The organism is Neobacillus sp. S1115, from assembly GCF_055385565.1.
The window spans coordinates 3,882,704-3,905,609 of the sequence record NZ_AP038275.1 but is presented as its reverse complement, the minus strand read 5'-3'; the positions used below and the strand labels follow the sequence as shown (position 1 = coordinate 3,905,609).

The window sequence follows — 22,906 nt, the reverse complement described above, 5'->3', positions numbered from 1 at the left end:
TTAAAAAGAAAAGGGGGCTCCCCCTTTTTTCATGTCATAAGGGGGCATTACCAATGGAAAAATACTCACTATTTATTAATGGCGAATGGACTGGAAGTGAGCTTGACACATTTGAAGTGACAAACCCTGCCACTTCAGAAGTTATTGCGACTGTGCCAAACGGCGGTTATGCAGAAGCAAAACAGGCTGCTGATGCAGCTTACGAGGCATTTAAGGAATGGTCAGCATTTTCTGCGTATGAACGGGCGGAAATCATTTGGAAGTGGCACAAGCTGATTGATGAAAATAAAGAAGACCTTGCCAGAACGATGACAATGGAGCAGGGCAAGCCTTTCAAAGAAGCGGTGGGCGAAATTGCTTATGCAAATGGCTTTTTATCGTGGTATGCAGAGGAAGGGAAAAGAATCTACGGTGAAACAATCCCTGCCACTGGAAGAAATAAGAGATTATTTGTCCACAAGCAGCCTGTCGGCGTGATTGCCGCAATTACACCATGGAATTTCCCGGCGGCGATGATTACTAGGAAGGTGGCGCCTGCTTTGGCGGCTGGTTGTACGGCTGTTGTTAAACCTGCAGAACAGACTCCGCTTACTGCTTTCAAGCTTGCTGAATTAGCGGAAAAAGCCGGGCTTCCTAAAGGGGTGCTCAACATTGTAACGGGAAAAGCCCAAGAAATTGGCCAAGCCTGGCTGGAAGACAACCGTGTCACAAAGTTAACATTCACAGGTTCTACGGGGGTTGGCAAGCTGTTAATGCGGGGGGCAGCCGAAACCGTCAAAAAGGTTTCACTTGAACTCGGCGGTCATGCACCTGTTATTGTTATGGAGGATGCGGACCTTGATAAAGCTGTCGAAGGAGTTCTTGCTTCAAAGTTCAGAAACGCAGGCCAGACTTGTGTCTGCTCAAATAGAGTTTATGTCCATGAAAGCATTGCAGAAGCTTTTACCGGCAAGCTTGTTGAAAAAGTCCAGGAGCTCCGTGTTGGTAACGGGCTTGAAGAAGGTGTTGATATTGGACCATTGATTGATGATGCCGCTATTGAAAAAGTGCAGCGTCATATTAGTGATGCTGTTGAAAAAGGCGCCAAAGTGGAAACAGGCGGGGAATTAGTCAAGGACCTGTTCTTTGCGCCGACTGTCATCACCAATGTGAATGATGAAATGATCTGCATGACAGAGGAAACCTTTGGCCCGCTAGCGCCAGTGACTACTTTCAAAACGGAAGAGGAAGCGATTGCGCGTGCTAACGATTCCATCTACGGCTTGGCAGCCTATGTATTTACCGAAAATATTTCACGTGCAATTCGTATTACAGAAGCATTGGAATACGGAATCATCGGCTTGAATGACGGCCTGCCATCCACTCCGCAAGTACCATTTGGCGGCTTTAAGCAAAGCGGACTCGGACGCGAAGGCGGCCATTACGGAATTGAAGAATTCCTGGAAGTGAAGTATATTTCGCTTGGATTATAAATTTTAGACATTAAAATAGGTCTGCTCACTGTTACATGTACCAGCGGGCAGGCCATTTTTATTTAAGCTGGTAGTTAACAGGGAGATGGGATAGATTATTTACTGGGGCCCTTAAGGATTTAACCTAAGTCAACCAACTTAGATGGGGTCGTGTGTAACAATTCTTTATGTAGGAGTGTAATGAATGTCAATAGAACAGGTTGTTCAGAAGCAAATTGAATTTTATAACAAAGGAGATATCGAAGGATTTGCCAGTACATATGCAGATGATATTACGGTACATACTTTTCCCGACAATTCGATAACTTTAAGCGGTAAGAAGGCATTAATTGAAAGGTATTCGGAAACATTTAAAAAGAAAATGTTTGCTGAAATCAGAAATAGGTCAATTGTTGGCAATAAGGTAATCGATTGGGAATTCGCAACGAACGGAATGACTGGAGAAACCGTTAGTTTAATGGCTATTTATGAAATAGAAAATAATTTAATCTCTAAAGTTTGGTTCATTCGGGAGTAAAATGGATAAGTGATTTTAAATATAGATTTGCAATCTGAAAACATTTGCTAAAAATATTCTTGAAATTTTGGTCTGCTTCTTTGGTTAACGGCTGTAACGAAGGCCTACTATGCAAAATCCAAGCTTGAATAATAAGCCTTCGTTCCTTTCAAAAAAATGCAACCTATTATTTCAGATGATCATTAAGTACACTTTCCTCCAAAACAGCGAATTTGTCCCCATAAACTTTTGTAATATGCTTTTCTCCCCAAGAACATAAAGAATCAAGTATCCCTTTCAAACTCAATCCATATTCACTAAGTTCATATTCTACTTTTGGTGGAATTTGATTATGCACAATGCGGTTTATGACCCCGTCATCCTCAAGTTCACGTAATTGCTGGGTCAACATTTTTTGTGTAATGTTTGGCATCAGCCGTTTCAATTCGCTTGTGCGTTTTTTGCCGTGTGTAAGATGGCAAAGGATGACACACTTCCATTTTCCTCCTATGACTTCCAATGTGGCTTCAACGGCAATATTATATTTCTTATTATTCATGATACCTCCAGATCTATAGGTACTAAAAAGTACCTATCACACTATTTGGTGCCTATAGCACTTTAAAGTACGTACTTTTCTATTAGATTGATATGTTTCATAATAACATGTGCCGGTCAAACTTCAACATATTCAATATTTATCTGCTAGCAGATTGAATCATACTACAATACTTTGCGCAGGAGGGGAAACATTTTATGTCCTTTGATAAGAAAAAGAGTACATTGGCGCTCTTGGCATTGGCAGTGAGCGCATTTGCAATTGGAACAACAGAATTTATCAGTGTAGGTTTATTGCCGCTTATAGCGAAAGATTTACAAATTTCAGTCACGACAGCTGGATTAACGGTTTCACTGTATGCATTAGGGGTAACCTTTGGGGCGCCGATCCTAACGTCTCTTACATCTAGTATGTCACGGAAGTCGTTGTTACTTTGGATCATGATTGTTTTTATTATTGGCAACAGCATTGCAGCCAGTGCTGATAGTATCGGTGTTTTACTAGGTGCCCGTGTTCTTTCCGCATTTTCACATGGGGTGTTCATGTCGATTGGATCTACTATTGCTGCTGATTTGGTACCGGAAAACCGCAGGGCAAGCGCCATTGCCATTATGTTTACAGGGCTCACGGTCGCAACTATTACAGGAGTTCCTTTTGGTACGTTCATGGGGCAAGAATTCGGCTGGAGAACTTCCTTTATGGCCATTGTTGCCGTTGGAATCATTGCTTTTATTGCTACAAGCATCCTTATTCCATCTCAATTGCGTAAAGGTGTTCGCACAACATTTGGTGATCAACTCAAGCTATTGTCAAATGGCCGTTTAGTACTTTTATTTGCGATTACGACCTTGGGATACGGCGGGACGTTCGTTGTCTTTACGTATTTATCTCCACTGCTTCAAGAGATTACAGGCTTTAAAGAAGGAACAGTTGCTGTAATTTTACTTGTATATGGTGTTGCGATTGCGATCGGAAATGTTATTGGCGGGAAGGCAGCAAACAGAAAGCCGATTTCTGCATTATTTTATATGTTTATCGTACAAGCCATCGTTCTATTTGTCTTAACGTTCACCGCTCCATACAAGGCAGCAGGCTTTATTACCATTATCCTTATGGGGCTATTAGCTTTTATGAATGTGCCTGGATTGCAGGTGTATGTCGTGATGTTAGCTGAACGTTTTGTACCAAGTGCTGTGGATGTGGCTTCCGCCATTAACATAGCCGCATTTAACGCAGGTATCGCTATTGGTTCCTACTTAGGTGGGGTCATAACGGATTCAATCGGGCTCATTCATACGCCTTGGATAGGGGCATTAATGGTGACAGGAGCAGTGATTTTAACAGGCTGGAGCCGAGCTCTGGAGAGAAAAGATGAAAAAACAGCTGACATGAATCAAAAACAAATTTTTCAATACAATTAGGAGGTAAATTTTTATGACAGCAAAAAATTTAAAAGCTACAACAACATTAAATAACGGTGTGCAAATGCCTTGGTTTGGCATCGGAGTGTTTAAAGTGGAAGAAGGTCCGGAACTGGTTCAGGCAGTAAAAACAGCGATTAAGCATGGGTATCGCAGCATTGATACAGCAGCCATTTACGGAAATGAAGAAGGAGTCGGACAAGGTATAAGAGAAGGAATGAAGGAGGCAGGCATTTCCAGAGAAGAATTATTTGTAACCTCGAAGGTTTGGAATGCTGATTTAGGGTACGACTCGACAAATGCAGCCTACGAAAAAAGCTTAAATAAACTCGGTTTAGAATACCTGGATTTATTCCTCATTCATTGGCCTGTAGAAGGTAAATATAAAGAGTCTTGGAAAGCTTTAGAGACTCTTTATAAAGAGGGCAGAGTAAAGGCAATTGGAGTAAGTAATTTTCAAATTCATCATCTAGAGGATTTAATAAAAGATGCGGAAGTAATTCCAATGGTGAACCAAGTAGAGTTCCATCCGCGTTTGACTCAAAAAGAGCTTCAAGCGTTTTGCATAGAACATGGCATTCAACTGGAGGCTTGGTCTCCGCTCATGCAAGGCCAGTTACTAGATAACCAAGTGCTGCAAACAATCGCGGACAAGTATAACAAATCGGTTGCTCAAGTGATTTTGCGCTGGGATTTACAAAACGGTGTTGTGACGATTCCAAAATCCACAAAAGAACATCGCATTGTTGAAAACGCGTCAGTATTCGATTTTGAGTTAACAGAAGAAGACATGAAACTAATTGATGGCTTGAACCAGAATCACCGTGTCGGTCCGGACCCTGACAATTTTGATTTTTAAATATGACGATTTAGGACTCATCATTAAGATGGGTCCTTGTTTAGTATACAAATAATAAAATATCTTATTTTCCTTATTTTTAATATGGTAATATTAATAGTAATTTAATGATTATGGAAATATGAGGTAATCGAGATAATGGATGAACAGGACTGGGTAATCTTAAAGGCGCTTTACGAGAAGAAGAATATCACGAAAACGGCTGAGAGTTTATATATATCCCAACCATCATTAACGAAGAAAATTCAACAAATAGAAAAAGAATACCAAGTGGAAATTGTCAAACGGGGAACGAAAGGTGTTCACTTTACACCCCAAGGAGAATATTTAGCTCAATGTGCGGATGAAATGCTGGGTCGTCTCCAACAGATTAAAGATACAGTAATGGATATGGGAGAAGAGGTTAGCGGAACCTTACGATTAGGGGTTTCTAATTACATAACCAGGCACAAGCTGCCACAACTTTTAAAGCTTTTTCGTGAACAGTTCCCAAAAGTAAACTATAAAGTTACAACGGGATGGAGCAGGGATGTATTTAATCTTGTATACAATGGGGATGTACACATTAGTATGGTCCGCGGGGACTATCAGTGGCCAGATTCAAAGATACTACTCTTTGAAGAAAATCTCTGTGTGACCTCATTAGAAAAAATTGAACTTCATGACTTGCCTTCATTACCGAGAATTGAATATGAAACAGATGCTTTATTAAAGACGATGATTGATAATTGGTGGAGTGGGGAATTTTCACAGCCGCCTTTTATAGGCATGGAAGTGGATAAAGCAGATACATGCAAAGAAATGGTTTTGAACGGATTGGGATACGGGATCCTTCCTAGTGTTCTTATTCAGGAGCATCAACACCTTAACCGGATCATTCTAAAAGATAAAAATGGGAATCCTATTGTAAGAAAAACATGGATGTTATATCATGGAAAATCACTTGAGACTAAAGTAATTAAAGAGTTTGTAGAATTTGTGAAGAAATTGGATTTTAAATCTTCTATTTAAAAAGCGTGGGCATATGCTCACGCTTTTTTTAACGTGAAATTCCGAATGAAATATGGGTAGGAAAGTAAAATGATGATTTTGGAAAGTATTTCGTGAAAAAGTGGAAGTAAAATGATTAAAGTGGAAAGTATTAGTTTGAATTTGGAAAGTACCCGCGCCAATCCGGAAAGTAAATCCAATTAAATGGAAATTTCCGAAAAAGTTCATTGAAAATTACCTGAACCAGGCTGGGCGCCAGGCTTTTTTGTGTGATATTCCGCGTGAAATATGGGTAGGAAAGTAAAATGATGATTTTGGAAAGTATTTCGTGAAAAAGTGTAAGTAAAATGATTAAAGTGGAAAGTATTAGTTCTAATATGGAAAGTAACCACCCCGAATCGGAAAGTATATCCAAATAAATGGAAATTCCTCAAACAAGGTCATTGGAAAATTACCTGAGTCAGGCTGTGCGCCTGGCTTTTTTCGTTGGTGCCAATCAGGAAATGTTGTCATTCCTTTTTTGAATGATGGTCGATAATTTATTTGTATTTCAACTATTTGGATATTGTTTTTAAAATGAAATGGATAAGGGGTGAGAGTAATTGGAGGGAAATGCAAGGGAACTTATAACATTTTTAACTGCACACGAAGGGAAAGATTTCGATGCAGTTCTTACGAATGATATCGAGGATACAATTGAATTTAGTTTTATGAGCTACATTAAAAACGCAAAAGTTCATATTCAAACCGGGAGAATAACAGTGAGCGAACCTAAAACCGGAAAATATTTTAGCTTGCCAATGAGCGGCATCAAGCAGATTTGCGATGAAAGCTGTGGACCGTATGATCTAGCATTAACAATTGAATATAACAAGGGTTATTCCATTTTTATACAAATATTTGAATCTTAATAGTTAAGATACCATTCTTTAAATGGAGAGGATTATTATGAGCATTTTATTTCACATCACTTTGTATGTTATTTTACCCATATTTGCCCTTATTGGAGCTGGAGCATTTCTTCATAGAAAATTTAAATTCGATATGCATACCTTATCGAAATTAAATTCTTATTTCCTCATGCCTGCTGTGAGTTTTACCAATGTCTATCAGAGTAAAATTAGAGGGGATACACTCCTGCAAATTCTTAGTTTCCTAGTCTTACAAAGTCTTTGTTTAATGATTTTCAGTACGGGTATTTCTAAAATGGCGAAATTTGAGAGTAGTCTTTCATCGACCTTTAAAAACAGTGTTGTACTAGTTAATTCGGGTAATTATGGATTACCAGTCAGCCAGGTTGTTTTTCAGCATAATCCACTTGGTTTATCGATCCAAGTTGTGGTCATGATTTTTCAAAACCTCTTAACTTATACTTATGGATTATTTAATTCTGTTTCTGTTGATAAGGCAAAATTCCAAGCAGTAAAAGCATTTTTGAAAACTCCTGTTTTATACGCTTTTTTGTTTGGAGTCTTTCTCAATGCAGTATCCATAAGAATTCCAGAATTCATCTGGACTCCTATTAAAAATACTTCAAACGCATTTATTGCAATCGCCCTTGTTACACTAGGTGCACAAAGTGCTTTCCTGAAAATAAGAAGCTTCTCGCTGCCTCTAGTTCTAAGCCTAATCGGACGTCTCATTTTTTCGCCGTGTATGGCATTAATCATCATTTTAACATTGAAGCTGGACGGTATTACAGCACAGTCATTGTTTATTGCGAGCTCTTTTCCAACTTCAAGAAATAGTTCGTTGTTTGCATTGGAATATGGAAACCATCCTGAATATGCCGCACAAACCGTTTTGTTGTCTACCCTATTCAGTATGATAACAGTAACGACTGTTATATTTTCTGCTCATTTGTTATAAAGTTCGGGCACAAGTTCAAGGGACAATTGATAATGTTGATGGAGTTTAAAGAATTACCCGAATAAGCTGTCATTATGATTTAAAGGTCCCAAAAGGGAAGCGTGATGCAGCGGAACGTGCATTGGCCGTATTTGAACGGGGATGCCCAGTTTCCCAAACATTAAAAGGATGCATTTAATTTGACCATCTTTATCTGAATTTGCCTCGGATGGCGGTTGTATTGAGCAACGGGGAAACTGTTGATGAGGCTAGACAGCGAGCTGAGTTGGCTGCTTCGAAAATAATGATTACTCACGATTAGTTAAAAGTGGAGGATTTCCTTCAAGTTATCAAAGGTAATATATTTAAAACTGTGAAAGGCTGTTCTGCCGCCTTTTTATTATGTCTTAAAAAGGGACTGTATAAGTAAGGAATTCTTGTTAAAAATAAACTAAAATCTGATCAAACAAAATATCCCTTGGGTGATTTAAATGAAAAATCAAAAATTGTTTTTGCTATTGTTACTGGTTCTACCTTGGTTAACGGTACCATTAATGGGGAGGAAAGCATTTAAAAGATTTCTTCCGACTGCAATCTTTATGTGTACTTTTACTAAGGCTTTGGATTTGTATGGTGAAAAGAAAAACTGGTGGGAATTTTATAAAGGTATTGGCCCTTTTAATAGCATGAATTTTATGAATTTCGGTCCATACCTAGTTACTAGCTTATGGATTTTAAAAATGACTTATGGTAAATTCCTGATGTTCATCATTTCCAATACTGTTCTTCATACCGTGTTTATCTTCGGCGCAATAAAGCTTGTAAAGGAATTTAAAATATTTTCTTTAGTAAACTTAACAAAAATTAAATATTTAGGAGTGAATTTCTTAAGGGCTTTGATTCTCTATGCTTTTCAATATATAACGGAAACTGCTTTTTCAAGGAAGTGGTTTATTAAATAAAAGACATTGAATGTTATTAATAATCTCCAAATTTAGAGGATAGGTGAGCCTGTTTTTCGATGGATTGGGATCTATGTAATGGTAAAGTGGAGTTTCCTTTACTCATTCCAATCTATTTTCTGATTTATCTGGCTGCCGATAGGTTAAGTCGAGTAAAAAACTTTGCAGAAATATAATGGGGGAATATCATAATGGCGAATTTTTTTCTCATGTTTTCCCTTTCTTAAAATGGTTTCATTTATGACAACAACTTCAGTATAAGGAAAAATTAATAAAGAAAAAAAGATAGTAAAACCTTATACTATCTTCTTTCTATTGTTAATTTCCATCAATATATTTTTATAGTTTCTTTGGACGTTTAAAATATCCATTTAATCGTTTTTGCTGATGCTGCCATCGTCTGATCCTTTTTAAAAGGGTATAGGATACATGAATTTTCTCATTTTCTAAGGCAATGTCAGGAACTAGTCTCATCCACAATGATTTAGGGTATGCGACTAGTTGATCAGGATACACACTTCTATGGCCAATCGTGATATAGGCGGTAATACAGGCGCCCACTACATAAATCCCAGTTGAACTTCCGAATAACTCGAATCCCATAAAAACTGCAGCAATTGGGGTATTGGATGCTGAGGCAACAACGGATACCATACCAACCGCTGCCCCCAAGGCAGGATTGACCCCAAGAAGTTGGGCTAGTACATTCCCTGCAATTGCCCCAATCACAAACTGCGGTGTTACAATCCCACCATAGAAACCAGAACCCAAAGTAATCGAAACAAGTAGAATTTTCCAAAGCCAACCAAGATAAGAAACCTGCTCGCCGCTTAAAGCACTTTCCATAATTGGCAAGCTTAACCCAAGGTAATCGGTTGGGATCATTAAAATAAGCAATGATAAAATGAGTCCACCTACAAATGGCATCATTGGCGGCCAAATATGGAATTTTTGCTGAATGGAACTGAATAACCAGCGTACTCTCTCAAAGGATTCAATAAATAACCATGAAATAAGACCACAAACCATACCAATGAGAAGAATTTTTAAAAATAAAACATCAGAAAACTGCTGGGAAAGATGGACAGGATAATAATCATAAGAAATTCCCCATAATTTGCTCACTTCAAAGGAAGTAACACCGGCAATCACGGCTGGAAAAATAAAATCATGCCGGATTCGTCCAATCGTCAACACTTCAATTCCATAAATGGCTCCTGCAATAGGCGTCCCGAATACACTGGCAAAGCCGGCGCTGACTCCGCAGGCAACAAGGCGTTTTTGGAGCTCGGGATTTAAGTGGAGGAGATAGCCGAACCAGGAAGCAAGCGTCCCTCCAATATGGGAGCAAGGACCTTCCTTACCTGCAGACCCGCCCGAAGCAAGTGTAATGATAGCGGCGATCGGCTTAATAGCGATTGTCTTATAAGGCATAAGACCCGATTGTTCATGAACTGCCGCAATGACAGAATCCTTTTTATCTTTGGATCCATACCGATAACCAAAATACAAAATCAATCCATTCAAAAGCCCTCCAATCGGCAAAAGTATCATACTCAGCCACAAAGGAAGGTGAGAGGTTTTATCTGTAGAAAAGTAAAGCCCTTTTAAAAACAGACTGGTCCCTGTCCCTACAATACCTCCAGTAATAGTAGCCAATAAAAACCAGCGGATGATAGTTGCTATCATCACGAGCGGCTCAACATATCGAATGCGTGACATTAATCAACACCCCCTTTTAAAAAATAGCACTTGATTAAAGAGATGTCTAATGGAAGGGGGGATTGGAAATTTCGGAGTGGGGAACTTTTTTCCTGTATTGTATAATAACCCCGTCCAAAAAGAATAACTTGAATAAGGTCTAAATATAATGGATTCGATGGCATGAAAATGGGCCTTTTCAGCACATATTTAAACACAGTTAAGTGATTTTATAATCCCTTAATTGAACGGGAGGGGTGTTCTTGTTTAAAGAGAGTATAGACCCTTATTTGCACGTTCGATATGCCAAGAATCCTGTCTATACCCCTAATGGTCAAAAGCTTAGCTTTATTGCCGATTATACGGGCATACCACAAGTTTGGGAACTCAATCGTGGGGAAGAATGGCCTGCTCAGATTTCTTTTACAAAAGAAAGAATTACCTTTGTTGGACTTGTTAAGGGCACTTCTGACCGTATTATTGGGATGGATGAGGGCGGAAATGAAAATCAGCAGTTGTTCTTACTCAAGGAGGATGGGAAACTGATTGAACTGACAAAGTCACCCAATCATGTTCATCGCTATGGTGGCAGCTCCCCGGATGGAAAATGGATTGTCTGGTCAAGCAATCGCCGCAATCCAGCATTTTTTGAGATTTATATTCAAAGTCTAGAAACACTCGAATATCATCCTTTGTTAACCGGAGATGGCCTTTTTACAGCAGTGGAATGGTCTCCTGATGGGAAATCATTATTAGTCCAAAAGACAAACTCTCCCCTGGATAATGATTTAGGCATACTCGATCTGGCTACAGGGTCTGTTGATTGGATAACAGAGCATAAAGGGGAAGCGAGTTTTCGAGAAGTCCATTTTAACAAGGATGGAGATCATATCTATGTATTAACGAACAAAGATAGCGAATTTTTCGGGCTTGCACTTATCCATATAAAAACCAAGCATTTTGTGTGGCTAGAGCAAGGAAATTGGGATTTTGAAGAACTCGAAATGAATAATGATAAAAATTTGTTAGCCTTTTCCGTGAATGAAGGAGGAGTATCTAAGGGGGTACTTTTAGACATAAATCGAAGTTACCTTTATTCGTGGAAAACACCAACTGGAATCATAAAAGATTTAAAATTTTCCCCTGATAACAAAAAACTGGCTTATGTTTTCAATGGCCCGGCCTATCCATCTGATATTTGGGAGCTTGATTTAGAAAGCATACAGTCGGAAAGACTTACCTATGTTTCCCGTTCCCCAATACTCCAAGATAAATTAGTTGAGCCAGAGCTTATAAGTTATCGCTCATTTGATCATCTTGAAATTCCAGCATTTTTTTATAAACCAAAGCTTACAACTGAAAAATTTCCGTTAGTCATTGTCATTCACGGCGGTCCTGAGAGTCAGTCTCGTGCTGTATACAACCCTGTTGTGCAATATTTAATCGGTAAAGGGTATGCTGTGTGCACACCAAATATCCGCGGGAGTACAGGTTATGGGAAAACGTTCACGAAATTGGATGATGTCAGAAAAAGAATGGACGCCCTGAAGGATATAGTTTTTTTAGTTGAATGGCTAAAGGTGAATGGGAACATCGATTCTAATAGGATAGGAATAATGGGAGGCAGCTATGGAGGATTTATGGTCCTAGCAGCCATCAGCCACTATCCACAGCTATGGTCTGCCGCGATTGATATTGTGGGTATGTCGAGCCTTAGAACGTTCTTGGAAACCACCCATCCTTGGCGCAAGAAGCTTAGGGAAGCGGAATACGGAACGATTGAAAGAGATGGAGACTTTTTTGATAAAATCGATCCATTGAATCATGTAAATCGCATAACCACTCCGTTATTGGTGATCCATGGGGAAGGTGATCCTCGTGTCCATATTAAAGAATCCGAGCAAATCGTCAATAAATTGAAGGGAAAACAACACCCTGTTGACTTTATCCGGTTCGAAGATGAAGGTCATACGATTTCAAAGCTAAAAAACAAAGAAATTGCCTACAAGGCAATCGTAGATTTTCTAGAACGTTGTTTTGAAATCGAAGACAAAAGAAGCAGGGGATTTAAAAGGAGTCGGGAATATCCTTTCTTCTTTGGGTGAATCTCATGACAAAAAGGACTGACCACACTTGGTTAGTCCTTTTTGTCATGCACATGTAGCGCTTGGCACTTCTGTTACATTAATAGTAAAGAATAGGATAAACAGCCAGCCAATATTCCAAGGATGGCTCCGAAAACCACGTCGGATGGATAATGAAGGCCTAAATAAATTCTTGAAACCCCTACACATACACCCACGAGAATCAGAACAAAAGAAAACGATGGGATGGTTAAGATATAAGGAGTCAATACCGCAAAGATGGCAGTTGTATGTCCCGAAGGAAAGGAATGGTCCTGTAAGGGATTAGCCAGTATATTCGTTTTTTCAATCGTTAGATATGGTCGTTTTCTAGGGAAAAATTCTTTTGCAAGATGGACTGGAATATGGCTCGCTGCCAAAGCAAGAGCACTGGAAATGGCAAGAAGCCGCGTTTCCCTGGACCATGATGTCAGAAAAAGTAAGATTGTGGAGATAATCGTAAATCTTGCTCCCCCGAAATGTGTGATCGTTCGAAAAAAGAGATTCAACAAATACAGATGAAAATACCGATTGATTTTTTGGAAGATTTGACAATCGACCCCGTAAAGCACATGGATGATTTTGCTCATGCTCGGCTCCCCTTATAAGTAAAATACTCACTTCAGTCTAAAACCCAAACATAGGGTTTCTTCCATTATAAAGGGAAAACGGCCAGTTTTTATGAAACTGGTGTTAAGAATAAATTAAGAATTGTAAATTATCTTGTTTTGCTGGCGATTCAGGCTTTAATGATGCATGAGAACCGTCCCCATGCCTCAATATAAATGTTAGAATGTCTTCGGCGGCGTTTGCATGGATGAATTTTCTTTGGGAGTTTATTATTTTGTTGAGTTTTTCACCATTATTTTCGAGTAGGTTCGTTACAGTCAGTCTAATTTCCTTTGGGTTTTTGCAAACTACTCCCAAATTGAAAATTTCGGCGAAGGCTGGATTATCCTCTTCTTGACCTGGCAAAGCTCCTGTAATGATTAGCGGCGTATTGGCAGCGATTGCCTCAAACATGACATTGGGGCTTCCCCTGGTAAAAGCGATATCAGATTGCAGCATCAAATCTTGAATATTTTTCGTGAACCCATAAATCTCAACTCGATCACCATATGGGGGCTTAAGTGCTCTCGTCAGTTTTGCTTTAAGTTTTTCATTTCTTCCCGCTGCAATTTTTACCGTACAATTGAAATGATTAAGGAGGCTTTTCGCTATTTTCTCCATGTTTCCTACACCTTCACCGCCGCTCATGATCAAACATTTTAACGGTTTTTCTTTTCTATAGAGTTTAGGTTGTGGATCGCTCTTTCGGAAAAAGCGAGATCGGACTGGAAATCCTATAACCTTTATCTTCTGAAGCGGAATCCCAAGATCAATACACTTAAATTGGGCCTCAAACGTGGGACAAATGATGGTTTCTGCCCGCTTATCCAGCCATAGGGGGGAAATGTTTACAAGGTCAGCGATTAAGGTAATGAAAGGGATCTTTACGTTTTGCTTCTCAAGGATGTTCAAGATGGAACCATTAAAATTGGGATGAACTGATAAAATCATATCGGGCTTTATATCGTGAAGAAGTTGAAGAAAATGATCTTTAATAAGTCCTTCAAAAAAATGGTTGACGATGGAGGGTTTTTCAGCTGATAGTTTCCAAATCATTTTCCATAGTGTTTCGGAATTTCTTGTGAGGGGACCATAAGCTTCACCGATTTTTGACAGTAATGGCTTTCCAAGCGAAAACCCATCCACAACATGAATTTTTACTCCATTGAAAGATTTGACCTTTTCACACAGTGCTTCTGTTATGCTTTTATGACCATGTCCTGTATGGTCGGAAGAAATAATCAATAATGTCTTTTCCATAGTATCAGCCCTTTTTAAGTTTTTTTATAATTCGTAGTATGAGTTCTGACACCTACGTAAAGAAATATGAAAAGAAAGAAGATATGAAAATAGCAAACAAGACGGCAGCACCCGTCTTGTTTCACTTTTTTCTTCCTGCTTATTGACCAGAATTGCCATCTTCATTTTGTGATCCATCATCTTGGGAACCATCGTCGGTTTGTTCAGTGTTCGTATCATCTGTTTTTGAGCTGGTATCTGAGCATGCCGTTGCAACTCCGAGTAACATTAATGCTGACATCAAAGCAAAAAGCCATTTTTTGAATTTCATCTTTCTTCCTCCTTGAATGTTGCATTTTTTATTACAGTCTTATCATACAAGCTTTTGAGGAAAAAAAGAGATGATTTTCCAATTCTTAACATGAATTAACCGTATCTATAAACGGCTTTAATAGTTTCTATTTAAAATTTACTTATAATTTACGAAACTGGATTATTGGTTCATTTTCTATTTTTATAACTCCTCGCTATAAATGTTTTTCCTCCGTCATAAGATTGTAGTAAAACTCCTATTCCGATATAATAAAAACTATTGATAGCAAGGGCTTCATCGAGTGAGAGTGGGTAATATATGATTGATATTAGTAAAATTGTTCAAGGGAAAAATTTAACCGAAATAGATGTCCAGCTTGTTCAATATATCATTGAAAATATCGACATTGTTTTGCAAATGGGAGTAAGGAAAATAGCAAAAGAAAATTTCACTTCTCCGGCAACTGTCATCCGCCTGTCCAAAAAATTAGGCTATACCGGATTTGTCGATATGTATTATCAGCTTCTGCCGCTTGTCAAGAAAGCAGATTTACCGCAAAGCGGCGTGATGGAGGATTTTTTGGAAATTAGTGAGAAGGATTTTCTGGACCATAATTCGCTGGAAGATTTCCAATCCTTTATAGACAATGTACTAAACCTTAAGCAAAGCTATATTTTTATTTACGCCACCGGTTTTTCCGCCATTGCTGCAGAATACTTGTATAAAAAATTATTGGTATTGGGCAGAAAAACCATTTTTGCAAGCGGGACAGATTCGATTGGCGTATTCGAAAATAATTTGGAAGATATCGGGGCCTTAGTCGTCATTTCCAAATCAGGTGAAACACAGCTAATCATCGATAAATTACAGGCAGCCAAAGAGCATCAAATTTTTACGGTGTCATTCACAAAAGAAACAGACAATCGGATCGCTGAGCTTTCCAATTTGAATTTTAAGATCATCGACCATAGTAAACTGGATGACCGAAATATGCTGCCAAACAGCTTTTTTCCAAGTCTTATGCTGATGTTTGAATTTATCATCAAGCAGTATGTTGAAACAATTATGCATAAAAAAGACAGCAACGAGTGAAACGTGTTTCAATGTGTGAAACACGTTTTTTATCTTGTTGAATCTATCGACTCTAAAACGGTTACATTGTATTCTAAACCTGTCGACGAAAACGAATACAAAAAACAATTACAGGAGGGGAAGGCAAAATGAAAGCGAAAGTCATGGATGGCATGCAGCGCTTTTCCAAAGCGATGTTCATTCCGGTACTTATTTTGCCGATTGCGGGTATTTTAATTGCCCTAGGGAACTTACTAACCAATCAAAGACTATTAGAAGTCATCCCATTTTTAAATAATCCGATTACAACCGGTTTTGGAACAATTTTAACAGGATCATTGGTTTCAATTCTTGGTAACTTGGGACTTATTTTCTGTGTCGGGATTACGGTCGGTTTAGCGAATAAAGAAAAAGCTGTCGCTGGATTTACCGCATTGTTAGGCTACCTGGTGTTTGTCAATGCGATGAATAAATTTATGCAGTTGAGCGGGGTTCTCTATGAAGGAGAAACCTTGCAAGGGACTGGACAAACTCTTGTATTAGGTGTGCAAATCCTGGACATGGGTGTGTTCCTTGGACTAATCCTCGGTATCATCACAGCAATGGTTCATAACAAATTCATTGATACAGAATTTAATGGCGCGTTTCAAATTTACGGCGGCTCACGATTTGTCTTTATCGTTCTAATTCCAGTCGTTGTGCTATTATCCATCGCTCTTACATTTATTTGGCCATATTTCCAAACTGGCATTAACAAGCTTGGAACACTGATTAACCACAGCGGCAGCTTCGGAATTTTCTTATACGGAGCATTGGAACGTTTGTTAATTCCAACCGGGCTGCACCACCTTATCTATACACCATTCTTATACACAGAATTGGGCGGTACTGCTGAAGTTGGCGGCAAAGTATTCGAAGGGGCAAGAAATATTTATTATGCGGAAATTGCCGATCCAAGCGTAAAAGAGCTTTCTCCAAGCGTCGTTTGGGATGCCCGCGGGATTTCAAAAATGTTCGGTTTAATTGGCGCATGTTTGGCAATGTATCATACTGCCAAGCCTGAAAATAAAGCCAAGGTAAAAGCAATCCTGATTCCAGCTGCAGTTACATCTTTTATCGCAGGTGTCACAGAACCAATTGAATTCTCATTCATGTTCGTTGCACCATTATTGTTCGTAGTTCACGCTGGTTTAAGCGGTTTAGCGATGGTAACGTTCCATCTATTTGACGTCCGTGCGATTGGACCAAACGGAATGATTGACTTCTTGCTTTTCAATCTACCGCTCGGAATTCAAAAGACACACTGGCCAATGTACATTTTAATCGGATTAATCTTCTTTGTGATCTATTACGTGGTCTTCCGCTTCTTGATTGTAAAATTCAACTTCAAAACAATCGGTAGAGAAGATGAAGGTAATGAGACGAAATTGTATTCAAAGAAAGATTACAAAGCAAAGAAAAGTGCAGGAACAGCTGGGGATCCTGTGCCGCAAGGAAATGACGGAATTGCCCCTGTAATCGTCGATGCCTTGGGTGGAGTAAGCAATATTAATACTGTAACAAATTGTTATACACGACTTCGCTTAACTCTGGAGCATCCTGAAAGGGTAAATGAAGATGTGTTGAAAAAAGAAACAGGTGCCAGCGGAGTTATTATTAAAGACAAAAATGTACAGGTTGTTTATGGCTTACAGGTAACAAACATCCGTAAAGCGGTAGACAGCTACTTAGGATTAAGCACAAACGAATAAACATTAACAGATAGAAACCTATACAACAAAGAGAAGACAGATAATAGAAGGGAATGGAGAACATGAAGAAATTCTCAGTAGTAATTGCAGGCGGAGGAAGCACCTATACACCGGGTATTGTGATGATGCTATTGGATAATCTGGACCGTTTCCCGCTTCGGAAATTAAAATTATATGATAATGACAAAGAAAGACAAGCGGTTTTAGGAGAAGCACTGGACATTGTAATGAAAGAAAATGCACCGGATATTGAATACTCTTTTACAACTGATCCAGAAGAAGCATTCACCGATATCGACTTCTGTTTTGCCCATATTCGTACGGGAAAATATGAAATGCGCGAAAAAGATGAAAAGATTCCATTAAAGCATGGGGTCGTCGGCCAAGAAACCTGCGGACCTGGCGGAATTGCATATGGTATGAGAAGCATCGGTGACATGATCGAGTTGATTGACATCATGGAAAAATACTCACCGGATGCATGGATGTTAAACTATTCTAATCCTGCAGCCATTGTAGCAGAAGCTTGCCGAGTGGTGCGTCCAAATTCTAAGGTATTGAACATTTGCGATATGCCTGTCGGAACGCTGCGTAGAATGTCGCATATCATTGGCAAACAGCCACAGGACTTGGAAGTACGTTATTTCGGATTAAACCACTTTGGCTGGTGGACAAGCGTAAAAGATAAAGAAGGACATGAATATCTGCCGCAAATTCGTGATTATGTCGCAGAGAATGGCTATCTGACACAAAAAGAAGTGGACACCCAGCATACCGATGCAAGCTGGCAGGAGACACATAAGAAAGCGAAGGATCTGTTAGCGGTCGATCCAAGATTCTTGCCTAACACCTATTTAAAATATTACTTCTACCCTGATTATGTGGTGGAACATTCAAATCCTGAATTCACACGGGCCAATGAAGTCATCGCCGGCAGAGAAAAGACGGTCTTTTCAACAGCAAGAAACATCATTGAAAGAGGAACAGCGGAAGGCTGTGAATTTGAAATGGGTGCTCATGCAGTCTTTATCGTCGACCTTGCTCGTGCCATTGCCTTTAATACACATGAAAGAATGCTGTTGATTGTTGAAAACAATGGTGCTATTGCTAACTTTGATGACGATGCCATGGTGGAGGTTCCATGTATTATCGGCAGCGACGGTCCAGAACCATTAAGCCAAGGTAAGATTCCTGAATTCCAAAGAGCATTAATGTACCAGCAGGTAACAGTCGAAAAACTAGTTGTCCAAGCCTACATCGAAGGCAGCTACCAAAAACTATGGCAAGCTCTAACACTATCAAAAACAGTGCCAAGCGCTAAAGTAGCAAAAGAAATCTTAGATGACTTAATCGAAGCTAATAAAGCATACTGGCCAGAGTTGCACTGATGCATGGGGACGGTTCTTATGCATCATCTGTAAGAATCGTTTCGATGGGTTTTCATGGTAATTTAATATAAGATGAATGAAAGGCGAAAGAAGCGGAGAGCTTTTTCGCCTTTTCATACGGGCATCTTGCGAATAGGAGGAAAATAGAATGTTTAAAAAGCTATTTGGAAAAAAAGAGTCAACAACAATGACCCTTGTTTCACCGATTACTGGAAAAGTGGTCAAAATTGAAGATGTTCCTGACCAGGTATTCAGTCAGAAAATGATTGGCGACGGGATTGCGGTTGAGCCTACTGAAGGAGTAGTCGTAGCACCGATGGACGGTGAGATTGCGCAAATTTTTCCAACCAATCATGCTGTTGGAATTCGCAGCAAAGATGGCTTGGAAATCCTCATTCATATCGGAATGGAAACCGTAGCGATGGGTGGAGAAGGCTTTGAAGGCCATGTAAAACAAGGTGATCAAGTTAAAGCTGGTGACAAGCTTGTTACCTTTGACCTGGAGATGGTCAAGGAAAAAGCGGAAAGCATCATTTCGCCAGTTGTGATTACAAACTTTGATGCAGTTGACACTTTAACTAAAACGGAAGATACCTCAGTAAAACGTGGGGAATCTGTTTTGTTGCAGGTGAAAATGAAGTAGAAAAAAGATTCGTTGTTGGGTTAGAAAGTTGTGTTACAAGGCAACTCTACAAAATATTGCAAAAAGACCAACGTGTATGTGTACGTTGGTCTTTTTTATTACTATTTTATCTCACATCGTATAATTCATAGGATTGCCCTTATGGTGTTTACCAGGGAATAATCCCATTTATATTAAGGATTTTTCCATTATAATTTGTTTCGCTTAGGGCGTATTTAACAATGATTTGTGCACCTTCTGCAGTTGTTTTTCCCCCTGGGGCATTTCCATTAAGGTCAGTAGTGGTAAAACCAGGAGTAACCCCTAAAATTTCAGGACCGGTTGCACCAAATTCTTTACCAAAGGCTAATGTTAAAGAATTCACAGCGGTTTTTGATGAATTATAACCTAGAATATTAAGATGTCCAGCTTGACCATTGTCAAACATCGTTTGCGAAGCCATATCGGTAGTGACGTTTACAATTTTCCCACCATGAGATTTTTTTACTATTGGAAAAAAGGTTTGGATCATCTGAAATGTTCCAAAGAAGTTAACATCAAATTCTTTACGTAGCGTTTCTATTTTTAATTCACTAGGCAAAATACCGAAATCGAGTGCAATCCCTGCGTTATTTATTAACAAATCCAAGTGATCCGTTACTTCAAGGATTTTATTTTTTGAGTTTTGAATTGATTGTGTATCTGAAATATCAACTTGAACAAATGAAACATTCGAAAAGCCTAAAGATTCTACAGCTTTTTGTCCGAGTTCTTCATTGCGTGCTCCTAAAAATACGTGATAATTTTTTTCTGCTAATTGGCGGACAATCTCGTAGCCAATACCTTTATTAGCACCAGTTACAAAAGCGAATTTAGTCATATTTTAATTCCTCCAATATTTTATTTTAATTAGATACAATTAAAAGATACAACCTAAATCTAGGTTTAAGTCAAAGTGATTTTTAACAAAAAGATTGGAGCCCCTAAAAGAGGATTCCAGGCTTGATTAGGCTCATACTGATGTCCCATAATTTTCGGGCAGAATCTTGGTCATTTGCAGCTTCAGTAGTTTCAGTTTCTTTGCAGTTAACATAGAATTTACCGCTAACGCCAAGAACAGCAGGGGAGGAGGCAAGATAGACTGGTGTAATTGCACCTTTTTTCGGATTAGTTGAGAACGTTTTGAATATCGTCCGTAGTAACCAAGGCATGTCATGCATAAGATTAGTGCGGATAATTCCTGGATGTAGGCTGTTAACAGTAACACACTTTCCATAAAGTCTCTTTGAAAATTCCTTAGTAAATAAAATTAAACCTAATTTAGTAGGACCTACTGCTCTGAAAAAAGCATAATTTTGTTTGGTCATAAGGTCGTCAAAGTTCATTTTAATTCCATTGTGCTTGGAGGCTACATTAATAATTCTTCCTTCACCACTTGTTTCAAGCGACTCTAGTAAGAGGTGGGAAAGGATAAAATGAGATAAATAGTTTGTGGCAAACGTGGTTTCAATTCCATCTTTAGTTTCAGAACGTTTTGCTAGAAAAACTGCTGCATTATTAATTAAAACATCCAACTTGTTATACTTATTCTTAAATTGATCTGCTGCATTTTTGACTGAACGCTGAGATGATAAATCAGCAAGAAGGAGATCTACTTGGGTATTACCTGTTACTTCAATAATATCTTGAATCGCTTTTTTGCCTCGTTCCTCATTTCTGCATAGTAGAACAATTGTTGCTCCTTTTTTAGCTAATTCTATGGCTGTTGCTTTACCAATCCCTGAGTTGCCTCCAGTAATTAAACAAATTTTCCCTTTCATCGATTTCTCCCCTTCTCAAGCAATTCAATATTATTTTTTTTCAATCTTTCCAAACGTTTTTCCATGGATGGCATTTAAAACAGATTCAGATGCTAGAAAATCATGTGGGAACCCCAGGTCAATTTTGCTAGCATCATTTAATTGGGTAAGATGTGTTTCTGAAAGACGGAAAGCCAAAGTTCCTAGATTGTCTTTCATTTGTTCTTCACGTTTTGCACCAATTAGCGGAATGACGGTACCAGCTTGTTGACGGACCCAGTTTATTGCAACTTGGGCAGGGGAAACTGCTAGTTCTTTTGCGATTTCTTCCACAACCGCAGCAATAGCCCGGTTGCGTTCATTTAAGCGTGCACTTTGAGGAGATAATCTCCCTTTTTCAGCTGAAGGATTATTGTATTTTCCCGTTAGTGCACCGCCAGCCATTGGTGCCCATGCAGTAACTCCAATATCTAAAGCGCGTGCCATTGGTAATAAATCTCTTTCTGGAGTTCGCTGTAACAAATTGTACTCTACTTGCAAGCCGATAAATGGAGTCCAACCACGGAGAGTGGCAAGCATATTAGCTTGTGAAACAATCCAAGCAGGTGTATCCGAGACTCCTACATAAAGAATTTTTCCAGAACGAACTAAATCGTCAAGTGCACGCATCACTTCTTCGACCGGTGACATGAAATCCCAAGCATGAAGCCAAAGCAAATCTATATACTCGGTCTGAAGCTGTTTTAAGCTCTTTTCAAAGGATTGAACGAGATTTTTTCGATGGTTGCCGCCGCCATTTGGATCTTGTGGACGAGTGTTGAGTGTATATTTTGTCGCAACAACAAACTGTTCACGCTTTTCACGAATAAATTCCCCAACATATTTTTCACTTGTTCCATTCGTATAATTAACAGCCGTATCAATAAAATTCCCACCAGCTTCAACGAAAGCATTGAAAATTTTTTTGCTTTCTTCCTTAGAAGCGCCAAATCCCCAGTCTTCCCCAAACGTCATTGTACCTAAAGCTAATTCAGATACTCGTAAGCCGCTTCTTCCTAACAATTTATAATTCATTATAAGACCTCTTTTCTAATAGTTATTTTTCAGATGACGTACCAGCTCTTCAGCACTTTCGAGGACTTTTTCGTTCGTTAAGAGGCGTACTCCCTGCTTCGTAAAAGTAGGCAAGAACCTCATACCGGTCAAGTTAGCGGTTGCCTGAAATGGTTTGGTTAATTCGCTCATGCTGTAGTGATTGTATCCTCCGGCTTGATAGGCATCTTCCGGTCCGCCTGTTGAAATAGCTAACATAAAGTCTTTTCCACGCAATTTCGTTCCTTGCGACCCATATGCCCAACCGTAAGTAAGGACCAAATCCTGCCATTGTTTTAATAAAGCGGGTGAACTGTACCAGTAGAATGGGAATTGTAAAACGATACGATCATGCTTCAAAAGAAGCTGCTGTTCTTTTTCCACATCAATCTCAAATGTTGGGTAATGTGCATATAAATTATGGACTGTAACATTTTCTTCTTGTTGAAGACGGTTCATCCACGTTCTATTTACCTTCGATTGTTCCAAGTTTGGATGTGCTACAATAACTAATGTTTTCATCTTTGATCACCTTTTAATTGTTTATATACATACGCAAACAAAAATTATTAAAAGGTATTTTAGTGGAAG

General features: G+C 39.0%; 22 protein-coding genes. 13 read left to right on the top strand and 9 right to left on the bottom strand.

All coding sequences use genetic code 11. The features are described from left to right. Positions 1-53 precede the first annotated feature (53 nt). Both ACZ5B7_RS18810 and ACZ5B7_RS18805 read left to right on the top strand, forming a co-directional pair. A complete protein-coding gene (locus ACZ5B7_RS18810; protein WP_464490558.1) occupies positions 54-1,472 on the top strand; it encodes an NAD-dependent succinate-semialdehyde dehydrogenase in 1,419 nt (472 codons plus the stop codon). Positions 1,473-1,656: 184 nt separating this feature from the next. Further along, positions 1,657-1,989, top strand: coding sequence for a nuclear transport factor 2 family protein (locus ACZ5B7_RS18805; protein ID WP_464490557.1), 333 nt, complete (start codon positions 1,657-1,659; stop codon positions 1,987-1,989). 166 nt (positions 1,990-2,155) lie between these two features. Here the strand turns inward: ACZ5B7_RS18805 and ACZ5B7_RS18800 are convergent, their stop codons facing one another. Beyond that, the gene (locus ACZ5B7_RS18800; RefSeq protein ID WP_213145544.1) at positions 2,156-2,527 is read right to left on the bottom strand and encodes a winged helix-turn-helix transcriptional regulator; all 372 of its coding nucleotides are present in this window, start codon (positions 2,525-2,527) and stop codon (positions 2,156-2,158) included. Positions 2,528-2,724: 197 nt separating this feature from the next. On the opposite strand from ACZ5B7_RS18800, the gene ACZ5B7_RS18795 reads away from it, so the two are divergent. The 6 genes from ACZ5B7_RS18795 (at position 2,725) to ACZ5B7_RS18770 (ending at position 8,607) form a co-directional block, all read left to right on the top strand. Continuing rightward, the gene (locus ACZ5B7_RS18795) at positions 2,725-3,948 is read left to right on the top strand and encodes an MFS transporter (protein ID WP_464490556.1); all 1,224 of its coding nucleotides are present in this window, start codon (positions 2,725-2,727) and stop codon (positions 3,946-3,948) included. Between the two features lie 13 nt (positions 3,949-3,961). Continuing rightward, positions 3,962-4,807: an aldo/keto reductase gene (locus tag ACZ5B7_RS18790; protein ID WP_464490555.1), complete on the top strand. Its 846-nt coding sequence runs from the start codon at positions 3,962-3,964 to the stop codon at positions 4,805-4,807. A gap of 138 nt (positions 4,808-4,945) precedes the next feature. After that, positions 4,946-5,818 (top strand): LysR family transcriptional regulator, encoded by an 873-nt coding sequence (locus ACZ5B7_RS18785; RefSeq protein WP_464490554.1) that lies wholly within the window; start codon positions 4,946-4,948, stop codon positions 5,816-5,818. Positions 5,819-6,399: 581 nt separating this feature from the next. Then, complete coding sequence (locus ACZ5B7_RS18780) at positions 6,400-6,708, top strand: hypothetical protein (protein ID WP_464490553.1); 309 nt, start codon at positions 6,400-6,402, stop codon at positions 6,706-6,708. 37 nt (positions 6,709-6,745) lie between these two features. After that, a complete protein-coding gene (locus tag ACZ5B7_RS18775) occupies positions 6,746-7,666 on the top strand; it encodes an AEC family transporter (RefSeq protein WP_464490552.1) in 921 nt (306 codons plus the stop codon). 470 nt (positions 7,667-8,136) lie between these two features. Continuing rightward, positions 8,137-8,607 carry a hypothetical protein gene (locus tag ACZ5B7_RS18770; RefSeq protein WP_464490551.1) on the top strand — a complete coding sequence of 157 codons (471 nt, stop codon included), beginning with the start codon at positions 8,137-8,139 and terminating at the stop codon, positions 8,605-8,607. A gap of 339 nt (positions 8,608-8,946) precedes the next feature. Here ACZ5B7_RS18770 and ACZ5B7_RS18765 read toward each other — a convergent pair whose 3' ends face one another. After that, entirely contained in the window at positions 8,947-10,329 is a 1,383-nt protein-coding gene (locus ACZ5B7_RS18765; protein ID WP_464490550.1) for a chloride channel protein, read from the bottom strand. Positions 10,330-10,571: 242 nt separating this feature from the next. On the opposite strand from ACZ5B7_RS18765, the gene ACZ5B7_RS18760 reads away from it, so the two are divergent. After that, entirely contained in the window at positions 10,572-12,413 is a 1,842-nt protein-coding gene (locus ACZ5B7_RS18760; protein ID WP_464490549.1) for a S9 family peptidase, read from the top strand. Between the two features lie 74 nt (positions 12,414-12,487). Here the strand turns inward: ACZ5B7_RS18760 and ACZ5B7_RS18755 are convergent, their stop codons facing one another. The 3 genes from ACZ5B7_RS18755 to ACZ5B7_RS18745 form a co-directional block, all read right to left on the bottom strand. Next, complete coding sequence (locus tag ACZ5B7_RS18755; protein WP_464490548.1) at positions 12,488-13,021, bottom strand: phosphatase PAP2 family protein; 534 nt, start codon at positions 13,019-13,021, stop codon at positions 12,488-12,490. Positions 13,022-13,124: 103 nt separating this feature from the next. Then, entirely contained in the window at positions 13,125-14,300 is a 1,176-nt protein-coding gene (locus tag ACZ5B7_RS18750) for an MGDG synthase family glycosyltransferase (RefSeq protein WP_464490547.1), read from the bottom strand. Between the two features lie 139 nt (positions 14,301-14,439). After that, on the bottom strand, positions 14,440-14,610 hold the full coding sequence (locus ACZ5B7_RS18745) for a hypothetical protein (RefSeq protein WP_213145550.1): 171 nt from the start codon (positions 14,608-14,610) through the stop codon (positions 14,440-14,442). A 300-nt stretch (positions 14,611-14,910) separates the two neighbouring features. Between ACZ5B7_RS18745 and ACZ5B7_RS18740 the strand changes: the two genes are divergently transcribed. The 4 genes from ACZ5B7_RS18740 to ACZ5B7_RS18725 all read left to right on the top strand — a co-directional run bounded on the left by ACZ5B7_RS18740 (position 14,911) and on the right by ACZ5B7_RS18725 (position 19,445). Beyond that, a complete protein-coding gene (locus tag ACZ5B7_RS18740) occupies positions 14,911-15,684 on the top strand; it encodes a MurR/RpiR family transcriptional regulator (RefSeq protein WP_464490546.1) in 774 nt (257 codons plus the stop codon). Positions 15,685-15,812: 128 nt separating this feature from the next. Continuing rightward, positions 15,813-17,414, top strand: a complete 1,602-nt coding sequence (locus ACZ5B7_RS18735; RefSeq protein WP_464490545.1) for a PTS transporter subunit EIIC — start codon at positions 15,813-15,815, stop codon at positions 17,412-17,414. A gap of 62 nt (positions 17,415-17,476) precedes the next feature. Continuing rightward, positions 17,477-18,802 carry a 6-phospho-alpha-glucosidase gene (locus ACZ5B7_RS18730; RefSeq protein WP_464490544.1) on the top strand — a complete coding sequence of 442 codons (1,326 nt, stop codon included), beginning with the start codon at positions 17,477-17,479 and terminating at the stop codon, positions 18,800-18,802. A 148-nt stretch (positions 18,803-18,950) separates the two neighbouring features. Further along, the gene (locus ACZ5B7_RS18725; RefSeq protein WP_464490543.1) at positions 18,951-19,445 is read left to right on the top strand and encodes a PTS sugar transporter subunit IIA; all 495 of its coding nucleotides are present in this window, start codon (positions 18,951-18,953) and stop codon (positions 19,443-19,445) included. A 148-nt stretch (positions 19,446-19,593) separates the two neighbouring features. On the opposite strand, the gene ACZ5B7_RS18720 is transcribed toward ACZ5B7_RS18725, so the two are convergent. From ACZ5B7_RS18720 to ACZ5B7_RS18705, 4 genes are all read right to left on the bottom strand, one after another. Further along, positions 19,594-20,304 carry an SDR family NAD(P)-dependent oxidoreductase gene (locus ACZ5B7_RS18720; RefSeq protein ID WP_464490542.1) on the bottom strand — a complete coding sequence of 237 codons (711 nt, stop codon included), beginning with the start codon at positions 20,302-20,304 and terminating at the stop codon, positions 19,594-19,596. A gap of 103 nt (positions 20,305-20,407) precedes the next feature. Continuing rightward, positions 20,408-21,244, bottom strand: a complete 837-nt coding sequence (locus ACZ5B7_RS18715) for an SDR family oxidoreductase (RefSeq protein WP_464490541.1) — start codon at positions 21,242-21,244, stop codon at positions 20,408-20,410. A gap of 30 nt (positions 21,245-21,274) precedes the next feature. Then, the gene (locus ACZ5B7_RS18710; protein WP_464490540.1) at positions 21,275-22,297 is read right to left on the bottom strand and encodes an aldo/keto reductase; all 1,023 of its coding nucleotides are present in this window, start codon (positions 22,295-22,297) and stop codon (positions 21,275-21,277) included. Between the two features lie 15 nt (positions 22,298-22,312). Then, positions 22,313-22,837, bottom strand: coding sequence for an NAD(P)H-dependent oxidoreductase (locus ACZ5B7_RS18705; RefSeq protein WP_464490539.1), 525 nt, complete (start codon positions 22,835-22,837; stop codon positions 22,313-22,315). Positions 22,838-22,906: the final 69 nt, after the last annotated feature.